Genomic DNA, 12523 nt, shown 5'->3' on the forward strand with positions numbered 1-12523 from the left:
GGATGGGCCGGTCCCGATGCGTACTGAAGGCGCAAGGGCTCTGAGCCTCAGGAATCTTGGGCCGGTGGTTCGTCCGGTTCGTTGAGGCGGCTGATCCGGGCGCGGAGCGCGTCGGCGTCGCCGGGGGCCAGTTCGGCGACGAGGTCGAGGGCGCGCCGCAGGGTGTCCCTGCCCTCGCTCAGCCGTCCGGCGGCCAGCTGGGCCTCGCCCAGCCGCCGCAGGGTGCGGGCGCCGAGCGCGCGTTTCCCGCCCCGGCGCCAGGCCAGTGACCGGCGGTAGTAGTCGATCGCCTGCTCGTACCGGCCGAGCAGGTGGTGGATGTGGCCCAGGCTGTCGAGCGTGGCCGACTCGCCGGGCTTGTCGTCCAGCTCACAATGGACGGCCAGCGCCTCCTCGCAGTGGCGCAGCGCCTCCTCGTACGCCCCGAGCTGCGCGTGGAACCAGCCGATGTTGTTCAGGACCCGGCCCTCGCCCGCCCGGTCGCCGGCCGCCCGGTACAGCCGCAGCGCCCGCTCGCTCATGGCCAGCCCCTCCGCGTACCGGCCGTGGCGGTCCTCCACGACGCTGAGGTAGATGAGGCAGAGTGCCTGCCCGGCGGGGTCCCCGAGCCCGCCGAACAGGTCGAGCGCCTCCCGCAGATGGGACGCGCTCGCGTCGTCCTGGCCCAGCCGGATGAGGGCCTGGGCGAGCCCGACGCGGGCGTGGGCCTGCGCGGCCGGGTCGTCCAGCCGGGCCGCCGCCTCCAGCGCGATGTGGTGCATGGCCGCCTGGTCGTCGGAGCGCCCCTCCTGGGACAGGAAGCCCCAGCAGGCGCCGGCCAGCTGCCAGGCGTGCGCGTCGAACCCGGAGCGCGCGACGTGCCGGATCATGGCGAGCAGCGTCCGGTGCTCACGGCCGAACCACGCCAGGCTCTGCGCGCGGTCGGTGATGCGGGCCAGGACCACGCCGGGCCGCGGTGGCGCCGGGGCCAGCGGCACGCGGTGGTACAGGTCGAGGAGCCGGTCGCCGAGGCGGGCGCTGTGCAGGTAGTGGTCGAGCAGCCGGTGCAGCGCCTCGCGGCGCTCGGCCTCCGAGTCGTGCAGGCGGGTCAGCTCCTCGGCGTACACCCGCAGCAGGTCGTGCCAGCCGTACCGGCCCGGGGAGCGCTCCGCCGCCAGGTTGGCCCGGGTCAGCTCGGTGAGCAGGTGGTGGGCCTGCCGTACGGGTATCCCGGCCAGGCCGGCGGCGGCCACGGCGGTGCCGTCGGCGCCGCACCCGTCCTTGGCCGCGTCGGCGGCGAGTCCCGAGATGAGCGTGCGGAGCGGGAACGCCGGGCGGGCGTGGGCGCGGGCGGCCACGATGGCCAGGGCCAGCGGCAGCCCGGCGCACCGGGAGACGATGTCGTCGACCGCCTTCGGCTCGGCGCCCACCTTGTCCACGCCGAGCCGCCGCGTCAGGAGCTCGCGGGAGTGTGCCGGGGAGAACAGTCCCAGCGACAGCGTGCGGGCGCCCTCCGCGGCGACCAAGCCGGTCAGCTCGGCGCGGCTGGTGATCAGCGCCAGGCAGCCGGGCGCGTTGGGCAGCAGCGGCCGGACCTGGTCCGAGTCGAGGGCGTTGTCGAGCAGGATCAGCATGCGCCGCTCCGCCAGCAGGCTTCGGTAGAGCCCGACCCGCGCCTCCAGCGTGGCGGGTATCAGCTGCGACGGCACCTGCAGGGCGTCCAGGAACAGCCGCACCGCATCGGCCGGCGTCCGGGCGATGTCGGTGGGGCCGAATCCCTGGAGGTTCACGTAGAGCTGGCCGTCGGGGAAGCGGTCGCGCACCCGGTGCGCCCAGTGCACGGCCAGGGTGGTCTTGCCGACGCCGCCGGTGCCGGTGATGACGCAGGGCGCCATCACGTGCGCCGTGGGCGGGGAGCCCGCGGGCGGGAGCGTCAGGCGGTCCAGGGCGGCCAGCTCCTCCTCCCGGGCGGTGAACAGCTCGGTGTCCGGGGGAGGTGCGCGCCGAGGTGTCAAGGGCCGCCTCGGGGAACGGGGCCAGCAGCCGGCGGAGCCGGGAGATGTGCCCCTGTACGGCGTTGCGGGAGGAGCCGGGCGGCTCGCCGCCCCACAGCGCGGTCTCCAGCCGGGCCACGGGCACCGGCCGTCCCGGTTCGAGCAGCAGCGTCGCCAGCACGGTCCGCTGCTGCGCGGTGGACGGGCCCAGCCGCCGCCCGGCGTCCCACACCCCCACGGGTCCCAGCAGACGGAAGTCAACGCCCTCCGCGGTCACTCGTTCCTGCCTCCAGCCCCCGAACGCCTCGGTGAGTGTCCCTCATGATCACCGCTTGGCAGCCCAACCCCCGGCTCAGCGGAAAATCAGCGCCATTTCAGCACCGGGCCACACTCTGGTCACGAGCGGCACTTCAGCCGCACAACCTCGTGAGGAGGCAGCCATGGAGATCAAGGTCAAGAAGGTCGAGTCCGTCAAGGCGACCCAGAACCCCGCCACCTGAGGCGCTGACGTCGCCTGACGATTTCTCCCGCGGGGAGGGATACGAGAAGCCTCTCGTACGCGCCGCAGCCCTCCCCGCGGGACCCTGGACGCGTGCCGGCGCGGGAGACACGATGCGTGTGGCGTTGAAGGAATGCGAGTGGGAGACGGTCGGCGAGGATCTCATCGTGGTCTTCGACGCTCGCGAGGCGACGACCCTGAGCGACCCCGACGGGCAGGTGGCCGCCCTCCTTGAGGAGTTGCGCCGGGCCCCGCGGACCGCGGCCGAGCTGAGCGCCGCCCTCGGCGGGCGCGGGTTCCGCCTCTCGGAGGAGGACGTCGGCCGGGGCCTGCGCGGACTCGACTCCCTGGGCCTGGTCGAAGACGCCGACGGCAGGACCCTCGGCGACCCGGACGAGGACGAGCGGCACTTCTCCAACCTCAGCTTCTACGGCACCCACGCCACCCTGGACCGCCGCCGCACCGGGTTCCTCCGGTCGATGCGCGAGGCCCACGTCCTGGTGCTCGGCGTCGGCGGGGGCGGCTCCTCCCTGGTGCAGTGCCTGGCCGGCCTCGGCGTCGGCGAGATGACGCTGGTCGACCAGGACCGCGTCGAACCCCGTAACTTCGCCCGGCAGTTCCTCTACCACCACGCGGACATCGGCCTGTCGAAGGCCGAACGCGCGGCCGCGTGGGTGCGCGACTACGACCCGGGCATCAAGGTGAACGCCGTCGACCGCTGGGTCTCCGCCCCCGAGGACCTCGCCGACCTGGTGCCGGGCGTCGACCTGATCGCGGGCGGCCTCGACGGTCATCCGCACGCCAACCTCTGGGCGAACGAGGCCGCGGTCCGGGCCGGCGTCCCCTACGTCCTGGGGGGCGCCAACCGCTCCCAGCTGATGTACCTCTCCGTGGACCCGGGCCGTACGGCCTGCCTGGCCTGCGACTACGCGGACCGGCCCGCCGAGGACGGCCCGGAGGGGGTCGCCTACCGGATCGCGGAGAACATGAAGCTGAGCAACCCGCTCACCGGGCCGATGGCGATGCAGGTCGGCTCGCTGCTCGCCTTCGAGGCGCAGCGGTACCTCACCGGTTACGAGCCGCCCCGCGCGGCCGGGTTCCGCGTCACCCTCGACCTGCGGCAGGGACTGGTGCCGGAGTGGCAGCCGCTGCCGAAGAACCCGGAGTGCCCGGTCTGCCGCCTGGCGCCACCGCGCGGGGACGAGGCCCGATGACCGCCTCCGAACCGGTGACGGCCCCGGGGGCGGCTCCCGGATCGGCGACCGCACCCGAACCGGTGACCGTGGCGGAACCGGTGACCGCGCCCGAGCCGGCGGCCGTATCGGAGCCGGAGGCCGCGCCCGAGCAGGTGAGCGGCCCCGGAGCGGCGGCCGTCGGCGGTTCCGCCACGGTCAGGCTCAGGCCGCTCAGCGTCGTTCCCGAAGGCGAGGACGAGGTCCTGGTGGGCGACCCGGCCACCGGGACGTTCGTGACGATCCCGGCGGTCGGCGGGGTGGTGATCGCCGCTCTCCAGCGCGGCGCGAGCGTCGACGAGGCGGCGGCCGAGGCCGAGGAGTTCGCCGGCCAGCCGGTCAACGTGCCGTCGTTCGTGGCCACCCTCGGGGAGCTCGGCTTCCTGGCCGGGGAGGACGGCGACGGGGATCCGGGGGACGGCGCCGCGTCGGAGCCCGTCCGCACCGCGCCCATCCAGGCCCGCCGCTGGATGACCGGCATCCGCCCGGAGACGGTGCGCCCCTTCTTCGGCCCCGTGGCCTGGGCCTGCTACGCCGCCTGCCTGCTGTACGCGCTGGGCGTCTTCGCCCTCCGCCCCGGCCTGCTCCCCGGTCCGGCCGAGGACGCCTTCCCCTTCGACGACACCGGGCTGAGCGCGCTGGCCTGGCTTCCCTTCGTGTGGTTCGCGGCGGCCAGCCACGAGTGCGGCCACTGGCTCGGCGCGCGGGCCCTCGGCATCCAGACCCGCTTCGGCGTCGACCGCCGCATGTGGATGCTCGTCTTCGAGACGGACCTCACCCAGTTGTGGACGCTCCCGCGCCGCCGCAGGTACGGCCCGCTGCTGGCGGGCCTGGCCGTTGACTCCGTGCTGCTCACCGGACGGCTGCTGATCGACACCGGCCACTGGGCGGCCCCGGACCTGGTCGGGTCGCTACTGGCCGCCTGGGTGTTCATCAAGGTCATGCAGATGCTCTGGCAGAGCCTGGTCTTCCTCCGCACCGACCTCTACGCGGTGCTGGTCAACGCCCTGGGCTGCCGCAACCTGTGGCGGGTGAAGTCGCTGATGCTGCGGCGGGCCTTCGGGAGGCTGACGGCGGAGGAGGCCGGGGAGCTGGCGGAGGCGACCGAGACCGACCTGCGGGTCGGGCGCTGGTTCCGCTGGGTGTGGCTGGCGGGGTTCGTCGGCGTGGTCGTCTGGTTCTGCCTCCTGCTGCTGCCGGTCTTCGCGGAGGTCCTGCGCTGGGCGGCCGGCGGCCTGGCCGAGGGCCCCCTGTCCGCCGGGTTCTGGTACCGGCTGCTCTGCGCGGGCCTGCTGCTGGGCCCGGAGACCCTGGCCCTGTCGCTGGCGGTCAAGGAGTACGCGGGACGGCTCGCCGCCCGGCGGGCCTGAGCTCCGTGGGGAAGTCGCGCAGGGGGCGGAGCGGGCCGAGCAGCAGAACGGTGAGGGAGAGGAGCTGGACGGCGGCCATCAGCCACATGGTCCCGCGGACGCCGACCGCCTCGCCCAGCACGCCGCCGAGCAACCCGCCGAGGGGGATCGCGCCGTAGTTCAGCGCCGAGGTGCTCGCGGTGATCCGCCCGAACATCTCGGCCGGGCAGTACCGCTGGCGGAAGGTGCCGGTCAGGATGTTCGAGGCGACGATGCCCGCGCCCGCGCCGAAACCGGCGGCGGTGAAGAACACCAGGCCCGTGCCGCCGCTGCCGGCCGGTCCGAGCAGCAGCATCGGCGCGGCGAACGCCTCGCACAGCAGGAATCCCCGTGCCGTCCCGAACCGCGCGGCGATCCGGCCGGCCAGCGCCGCCCCCAGCAGGCCGCCCGCGCCGGCCAGGGCCAGCACCACGCCCACCTGCCCGGGCTGGGCGCCGAGGTTCCGGGCGAGGAACACGACCTGGATCGACTGGTAGCCCATCAGCGCGATGTTGGACAGCGCGCTGAAGACGGTGAGCGTGCGCAGGTACGGATCGCCCACGACGAACCGCAGCCCGTCGCGGATCTCCGCGCGCAGCCGCCGCCTCGCCGTACCGTCCCGGCGTGTCCCGTCCCCCTTGCCACCCTGGCGCGTCTCGCCCGCCGTACCGTCCCGGCGTGTCTCGCGTGTGCGGATGGAGCGCAGGCACAGTACGGCGACGCCGAAGCTGACCGCGTCGGCCAGCACGCCGCTGACCGCGCCGAAGCCCTGCGCGAGCAGCCCCGCCAGTCCCGGGCCGGCGACCTGCGCGGCCGACTCGCTGCCCTGGAGCCTGGTGTTGGCCGCGAGCAGCCGCTCGTCTCCGACCAGGGTGGGGAGGTAGGCGCGGTAGGCGAGGTTGAAGAACACCTTCGCCGCCCCGCCCGCCGTGGCCGCCGCGAGCAGGTGCGCCATCGTGAGCGCGCCGGACCACGCCGCGACCGGCACGCTCGCGAACACCGCCATCGAGACGGTGTTGCACGCCAGCATCACCGGCCGTTTCGGCAGCCGGTCCACCCACGCGCCGGCGGGCAGCCCGACCAGCAGCCACGGCAGCCAGGCGGCCGCGGTCAGCAGCCCGACGGAGAAGGTTCCGGCGCGCAGGGTGACCACGGCGACCAGCGGCAGCGCCACGCCGGCGACGGCGCTGCCGAGCATGCTCGTCGTCTCGCCGATCCACAGCAGCCGGAAGTCGCGCGTCCTCAGCGACCCGCCCCGTACGGCCGGCGTGGCGGCCGCCGCGGTCACGGCTGCCCGGGAACGGCGCGGACGGACAGGAAGACGAGCTCGCGCTCCTGCCCGTCGTCGGGGACCTCCCGGTCCGCCAGCGAGGCGAGCAGGGCGAAGATCTTCTCCTCCAGCTCGGCGAGCTCGGCGACCGACAGCCTCGCCCAGTGGTCGGTGGTGAACGCGGCCCGCCGCCACGGCTCGGGGTAGTCGTCGCGCGCGGCGAACCACTGCCGGACGAGGGCGGTCTGCCGCTCCAGGACCAGGGATTCGGCCGCCGCCGCCACGGGGTCGTCGGGGAAGTCCGACGGCGACCAGTTGAGGGCGCCCGGCGACCTGCGCCACCAGCGTTCCCGGCGGTCGCGGGCGAGCTCGGGGACCTCCTCCACGAGCTCGCTCGCGGCGAGGACCTTCAGGTGGTGGCTGATGTTGCCGACGGCCTGCCCGGACTTCCCGGCGAGCACGGACGCCGTGGAGGGGCCGTCCACCCGCAGGATGTCCAGCAGGCGCCGGCGCAGCGGGTGGGACATCGCGGCCAGCACCTTCGAGTCGCGCACCTCGCGCACCTGGTCCGTCACGCGGGCCTTCGGCGTCTCGTCCGCCTCGCCGCCCGTCTGATGATCGCGCATCACCTCACCCTAGATGAACAACAATTCTTGTGCAATGACTCTTGTGCATTGGATCCGGTGCCGGACGGGCAGTGGTCCCGGTGCCGGACGGGCAGCGCTTCCGGTGCCGGACGATCAGCGCTTCCGGCGCCGGACGGGCAGCGCTTCCGGCGCCGGACGATCAGCGCGGCGTGGCGTGAAGCTCCAGGGCGCGGGAGACGACCGTCTCGGCGGGCCTGCCGAGCACCCGCTCCAGGTCGGGGGTCTGCCGCTCCAGCAGTCCCGCGCGCACCTGGGCGTTGATCCAGCTCATGGCGCCCGGACCGGCGTCCGGCACCTCCCGGTACGGCACCCCCAGCGCCGCGGCCACCTCCGGGTGGCTCCACAGCGGGCCGGTGAGGTCGTACGCCCGGCCCAGGTGCCCCTCGCCCGTCAGCACGTTCGCGGCGGCCTCGGCCAGGTCCGACCGGAACGCGGTGTTCAGGCCGCGTCCCCCGGTGCTCGCGGTCAGCTCCCCGCCGGAGACCCGCGGGACGAACGGGTCGCCGTAGAAGGGATGCCGCAGGATCGTGTACGGCAGGCCGCTGCCGAGGACGGCCCGCTCGGTGGCGTGGTACGCCTCGGTCAGGCCGGTGGCGGCGGTGTCGGCCCCCAGGAAGCTGGTGAAGACGACGGCGCCGACGCCGGCGTCCTTCGCGGCGGCCACGGCGGCCAGGTGCTGCCCGATCCGGCGGGCGGTGTCGAGCTCCGGGGACGAGATCAGCAGCAGCCGGTCGATCCCGTCGAAGGCTTCGCGCAGGCTCGCCGGGTCGTCGTAGTCGCCGCGCCGTACCGGGACGCCCTCGGGGGCCCGTCCGGGGTCGCGCACCACGGCGACCACCTCCGCCCGGGTGCGCAGGTGAGCGATGACGAGGCGGCCGAGCGCGCCGGAGGCGGCCGAGACTGCGATCAACGGAGGACTCCACTCTGTGTGCGGTGGCCCTCAGTGAATTCCCGGCGGGCGGTGCGGCGCCACCGGTTTTCCGGCCGCGGTTCCCGCCGGCCGGAAAACCGGTGGCGCCGTGCCCTCGCGTCCCGCACGGGACGGTGGACGTGACCGGCCTGCGGATGCGTAGATCACCGGAAGGCGGCGGCGTGGCGGCGGGCCCAGTCGGCGAAGCTCCCCGGCGCGCGGCCGAGGACCCGCTCGACATCGGGGCTGACGCGCCGCTCGGCGGGGGTGGGCTCACCGAGGATGGCCAGGGTGGTCTCGACCACGGGCTCGGGCATGAACCGCAGCATCTCCGCGCGGGCCTCGTCGCGGGTCTGCTCGACGAACCGGACGGGTTCGCCGAGCGCGTCACCGATCGCCCGGACCCGCTGCCGGGGTGTGGTGAGGGCGGGCCCGGTCAGTTCGTAGACCTGCCCGGCGTGGCCGTCCTCGTGCAACGCCGCGGCGGCGACGCCGGCGATGTCGGCCGGGTCGACGGTCGGCAGGCCGATGTCGCCGAAGGGCGCGGCGACGGTCCGCCGGGTGCGGACCGATTCCGACCAGGCGTAGGCGTTGGAGTGGAAACCGCCGGGCCGCAGGATGGTCCAGTCCATACCCGACCGCCGGACGGCGTCCTCGATGGACCGTCCCACGATCCCGTGGGAGGCCGAGGCCGGCCGGGTCGCGACCCCCTGGGAGGACAGCACCACGACCCGTCCCACTCCACCGGCCTTGGCCGCGTCAAGGATGTCCTGCGGCCTCAGCAGGTGCGCGCTGGTGGCGGTGTCGTGCAGGAACAGCGCGTCGGCGCCGTCCAAAACCGGCCGGAGGACCTCCGGGGTGGTGAGATCAACCCGGTGGTGCCGGACTCCCCGCGGCACGTCCGCGTCCGAGATCCGCCGGGACGTCGCCGTCACCCGCCGTCCCGCGTCCGCGAGTATCCGTACGAGCGATCGGCCGACGTTGCCCGTCGCGCCCGTCACCACGATCATGAACAGCTCCCTCATAACGTGACCCTGGTCCTCCACGTCCGAACGGACGGGGACCTCACCGGGGCGGTGACTCCGCCGCGGCTCAGGCGACGCTAACACCGCCGGTATAGTAGGTACCTAGAGGAAAGTGACTATCTCAGAGGAGGGCGGCATGGGCGGTGACATGCCCTGGCCGGCGGACGCGTCGGCCGACCCCGGGAACGCCTGCCCGATCGCCCCGGTCGTGGACATCGTGTTCAGCAGGTGGACCACGCCGATCCTGTGGACGCTCCACGCGCACGGCCGCCAACGGTTCGTCGAGCTGCAACGACGGATCACCACGATCACCCCGAAGGTGCTGACCCAGCGGCTGCGTCAGCTCGAACGCGACGGCCTGATCGTGCGCACCTATCACCCGGAGGTCCCCCCTCGGGTGGAGTACGAGATCAGTGAGCTCGGCCGCAGCCTCGCCCCGCTGTTCGCCCATCTCGCCGAGTGGGCCGCCACCAATCTCGGCGAGGTCGAACGGGCCCGGCACGACTACGACGCCTCGCCGACCGCGTAGCGCTCCGGCCCGGCCGCCTCGGGCGGGCGGACCGGGCGGGCGGACCGGCGTCACCACCTGACCGGTCCGCGCTCCGGCGGCCGGGTGCCTCGGCCTCCCGGACGGCCCGGCCGCGTCCCACGAAGGGACCGCGGCCGGGCGTTCATCTCTCGGGCGAGCCCGCGACGGCCCGCGTCAGGCCGTCCGCCGCCTCAGGGGAGCCGCCAGGCGAGGAGTCCCTCGGGCGCGTCGGCCCGGGTGAAACCCGCCCCGGTCAGCTCCTTCTCGATCACCTCCCGCGAGGGGCGGTAGGCGTGGCCGACGATCTCCTGCTCGTCGACCACCCTGTCGCCTTCGGTGATCCGGTAGAGGTACCGGGCCTTGCACGCCTCCTCCCCGTCCGACTCGATGATCTCCGACAGGACCGTGTAGGTGTGCCGGCCCACCCGCCGCGAGTCCAGCTCCCGCATCGGACCCGGCGCGGGCGGGCCGCCGTCGCGCCAGGTGAAGACCAGCAGGCCGCCGGGTTCCAGGTGGGCGGCCAGCATCGGCCAGAGCCGCGCGCGGTAGTCCGGCTCCAGGGCGTACATCACGTTGATCATCACCATGGCCTCGACCGGCTCGGCCAGGTCCAGGCCCAGCGCGTCGCAGGGCAGCACGGTCACCCGCTCCAGCAGCTCCGGGCGCGCGGTCAGCCGCGACAGCAGCACCCCGCGCATGCCGGCCGAGGGCTCCAGCGCGAAGATCTCGGCCGGGGTCCAGTCGGCCAGCGACGTGGTGATCAGGCCGGTCCCCGCGCCGATCTCCAGGATGCTCCGCCGTACCCCGGTGAGGAGCGGGGGCAGCTTCTCGCGGATCTCCGGCACATGCGCGTTCTCATGGAGAAGGTCGTAGAAGGGGAGGGCGATGAAGTCGGTCATGGCGGGCAACGCTAGCCCGAACGGACCGCCGATCGGGACGAATCCCCTATCTACGGCGGAAGGTCCTCACCGGTTGCCCGGGACGCCAGAGGCGGACGACGAGCTCGCCGCCTTCGACCTTGGTGAACACCGCCTCGTGGAGTTCGAGGCGGAAGGCGTGGAAGCCGCCGGGCGGCTCGCTCCCGGTGGTGTAGGCGGCCTTGTCCTCACCGGTCACCTCGACCGCGACCCCGGCGACCTTGGCGTCACCGTCCTTGCCCGGATGGGCGTGGATCGCGCACCGGCCGTCGCGCCGGAGGTCACGGGCCTTGACCGCGTCCAGCATCGAGCCGAACGACAGGTCCGGCCCCTGGAAGTCGACCTCCGATCCGCTGACGCGCGGCGAGCCGTCCCTGCGGAGCGTCGCCAGGATGTGCGTCTCGGCCGCCTCGAACCGCTCCCGGACCAGCGCCGCGAGGTCGGCCGCCTCTCTCTCGAACCGTTCCCACGTGGCCATGGCCGCATGCTCTCACCCGGCACCGACGAAACCCCGGCGCGTGCCCGGTCGTCCGGGGCCTCGCGGCTCCGCGTCGCGTGAACGGGTCACCGCGGACATGGGACGGCGACCCCCGGGGCATGACCCTGATCATGGACGTCGAGATCGAGATCCTCCGCGAGGCGAGCGACGAGGTCGTGGCCGCGCTCGGCCTGCTCCTGCCGCAGCTGTCGGCGACGGCGGGGGCCCCGGACCGCGGGGCCGTGGCCCGGCTGCTGGCCTTCGAGGCGAACACGGTGCTGGCCGCACGTCTCCAGGGACGGATCGTGGGCACGCTGACCCTGGTCGCCTTCCCCCTGCCGTCCGGGCTCCGCGCGCGCATCGAGGACGTCGTGGTGGACCAGGCCGCGCGCGGGCGGGGCGTGGCGGCGGCGCTGACGGACACGGCCCTGGAACTGGCGAGGCGGATGGGCGCCCGCACGGTCGATCTGACGTCCCGGCCGTCGCGGGAGGCGGCGAACCGGCTGTACGAGCGCGCCGGGTTCCGGCGCCGGGACTCGGCGGTCTACCGGTTCGAACTGGACCCCGCGGGACCGTGAGCGGCGGGATCCGTCCCGCCGTCGGAACCGTGAGCGGCGGAGTCCGTCCCGCCGCCGTCCGGGGCGGGGCGGGCCCGTGAGCGGAAGGTGCGCCGGTAGGTGTCCGGTGGCACGCCGACCGTGCGGTTGAAGTGCCGGCGCAGCGTCGTGGCGGTGCCCATGCCGGTGGCCGCCGCGATGGTGTCGACGCCGTCGTCGGTGGTCTCCAGCAGTTCCTGGGCGTGACGGATCCGCTGGGTCAGCAGCCACTGCAGCGGGGTGGTGCCGGTCACCGACCTGAAGTGGCGGTTCAGGTTGCGCGAGCTCATCCGCGCCCGGCGGGCCAGGTCCTCCACGGTCAGCGGGCGGTCCAGCCGTTCGATCACCCAGGGGAACAGTTCGGCGAGCGGGTGGTTGTCCGGGGCGGGCACCGGGGTGGTGACGAACTGGGCCTGGCCGCCGTCCCGGTGCGGCGGCACGACCAGGCGGCGGGCGGCCGTGTTGGCGGTCGAGGAGCCGTGGTCGAGGCGGACGAGGTGCAGGCACAGGTCCATGGCCGCGGCCTTGCCGGCGGAGGTGAGCACGCTGCCCTCGTCCACGTACAGGACGTCCGGGTCCACCTCCACCCGTGGGTGGCGGACGGCCAGGTCCCGGGTGTGCGCCCAGTGCGTGGTCGCGCGCCTGCCGTCCAGCAGGCCGGCGGCGGCCAGCACGAACGCGCCCGTGCAGAGGGAGGCCACGCGTGCGCCCGCCTCGTGGGCCTCGCGCACCGCGTCGACCAGGTCCGCGGGCGGATCGACGTCGACGTCGGCCCAGCCCGGGACGATCACGGTGTCGGCGTGCCTGAGCCGGTCGAGGCCGTGGTCGGGCTCCAGCAGGAAGCTGCCGGTCCGCACGGCGCCCGGCCCGCAGAGCATGAGGCGGTACCAGGGGCCCGCCACGCCGTCGGGGCGGGTTCCGAAGACCTCGTGGGCCAGCGACAGCTCGAAGTGCAGCATTCCGTCGGTGACGGCCAGCGCGACAGTATGCATGTCCGGAATTGTACGGGTCATGGCGTTCCAGACACTCACGGCGGGATGTTCGCCGCCGCCAGGATGT

Annotated in this window: 12 protein-coding genes and 1 pseudogene; 4 read left to right on the forward strand and 9 right to left on the reverse strand. The window is 74.1% G+C overall.

Translation table 11 applies throughout. The annotated features are described in order from the left end of the window. Positions 1-47 precede the first annotated feature (47 nt). Positions 48-1994: a tetratricopeptide repeat protein gene (locus HDA43_RS12445; RefSeq protein WP_179820016.1), complete on the reverse strand. Its 1947-nt coding sequence runs from the start codon at positions 1992-1994 to the stop codon at positions 48-50. Positions 1995-2016: 22 nt separating this feature from the next. Continuing rightward, positions 2017-2250, reverse strand: a pseudogene (locus HDA43_RS36675) (AfsR/SARP family transcriptional regulator); the annotation flags it as partial. Positions 2251-2585: 335 nt separating this feature from the next. Here HDA43_RS36675 and HDA43_RS12455 point away from each other — a divergent pair. Beyond that, the gene (locus HDA43_RS12455; RefSeq protein WP_179820019.1) at positions 2586-3686 is read left to right on the forward strand and encodes a ThiF family adenylyltransferase; all 1101 of its coding nucleotides are present in this window, start codon (positions 2586-2588) and stop codon (positions 3684-3686) included. Continuing rightward, complete coding sequence (locus tag HDA43_RS12460) at positions 3683-5074, forward strand: hypothetical protein (protein WP_218911697.1); 1392 nt, start codon at positions 3683-3685, stop codon at positions 5072-5074. Before HDA43_RS12455 ends, HDA43_RS12460 begins: the two co-directional genes overlap by 4 nt. On the opposite strand, the gene HDA43_RS12465 is transcribed toward HDA43_RS12460, so the two are convergent. The 4 genes from HDA43_RS12465 to HDA43_RS12480 all read right to left on the reverse strand — a co-directional run bounded on the left by HDA43_RS12465 (position 5034) and on the right by HDA43_RS12480 (position 8944). Then, entirely contained in the window at positions 5034-6380 is a 1347-nt protein-coding gene (locus HDA43_RS12465) for an MFS transporter (RefSeq protein WP_218911698.1), read from the reverse strand. The genes HDA43_RS12460 and HDA43_RS12465 overlap by 41 nt on opposite strands. Continuing rightward, positions 6377-6988, reverse strand: a complete 612-nt coding sequence (locus tag HDA43_RS12470; protein ID WP_179820022.1) for a helix-turn-helix domain-containing protein — start codon at positions 6986-6988, stop codon at positions 6377-6379. Before HDA43_RS12470 ends, HDA43_RS12465 begins: the two co-directional genes overlap by 4 nt. A 160-nt stretch (positions 6989-7148) precedes the next feature. Further along, entirely contained in the window at positions 7149-7919 is a 771-nt protein-coding gene (locus tag HDA43_RS12475; RefSeq protein WP_179820025.1) for an NAD(P)H-binding protein, read from the reverse strand. Positions 7920-8083: 164 nt separating this feature from the next. Further along, entirely contained in the window at positions 8084-8944 is an 861-nt protein-coding gene (locus HDA43_RS12480; protein WP_246423966.1) for an NAD(P)H-binding protein, read from the reverse strand. A gap of 112 nt (positions 8945-9056) precedes the next feature. Here HDA43_RS12480 and HDA43_RS12485 point away from each other — a divergent pair, with 112 nt between their 5' ends. Next, positions 9057-9473 carry a winged helix-turn-helix transcriptional regulator gene (locus HDA43_RS12485; RefSeq protein WP_312873209.1) on the forward strand — a complete coding sequence of 139 codons (417 nt, stop codon included), beginning with the start codon at positions 9057-9059 and terminating at the stop codon, positions 9471-9473. A gap of 191 nt (positions 9474-9664) precedes the next feature. On the opposite strand, the gene HDA43_RS12490 is transcribed toward HDA43_RS12485, so the two are convergent. After that, positions 9665-10372: a class I SAM-dependent methyltransferase gene (locus HDA43_RS12490; protein ID WP_179820027.1), complete on the reverse strand. Its 708-nt coding sequence runs from the start codon at positions 10370-10372 to the stop codon at positions 9665-9667. 46 nt (positions 10373-10418) lie between these two features. Next, a complete protein-coding gene (locus HDA43_RS12495; RefSeq protein ID WP_179820030.1) occupies positions 10419-10868 on the reverse strand; it encodes a pyridoxamine 5'-phosphate oxidase family protein in 450 nt (149 codons plus the stop codon). A gap of 119 nt (positions 10869-10987) precedes the next feature. Between HDA43_RS12495 and HDA43_RS12500 the strand changes: the two genes are divergently transcribed. Further along, complete coding sequence (locus HDA43_RS12500) at positions 10988-11446, forward strand: GNAT family N-acetyltransferase (protein ID WP_218911699.1); 459 nt, start codon at positions 10988-10990, stop codon at positions 11444-11446. Here HDA43_RS12500 and HDA43_RS12505 read toward each other — a convergent pair. Further along, the gene (locus HDA43_RS12505; RefSeq protein ID WP_179820032.1) at positions 11413-12456 is read right to left on the reverse strand and encodes a helix-turn-helix domain-containing protein; all 1044 of its coding nucleotides are present in this window, start codon (positions 12454-12456) and stop codon (positions 11413-11415) included. The two genes, HDA43_RS12500 and HDA43_RS12505, sit on opposite strands and share 34 nt — an antisense overlap. Between the last annotated feature and the right edge of the window lie 67 nt (positions 12457-12523).

Source organism: Streptosporangium sandarakinum (assembly GCF_013409935.1).
GTDB classification, from domain to species: Bacteria; Actinomycetota; Actinomycetes; order Streptosporangiales; family Streptosporangiaceae; genus Streptosporangium; species Streptosporangium nondiastaticum.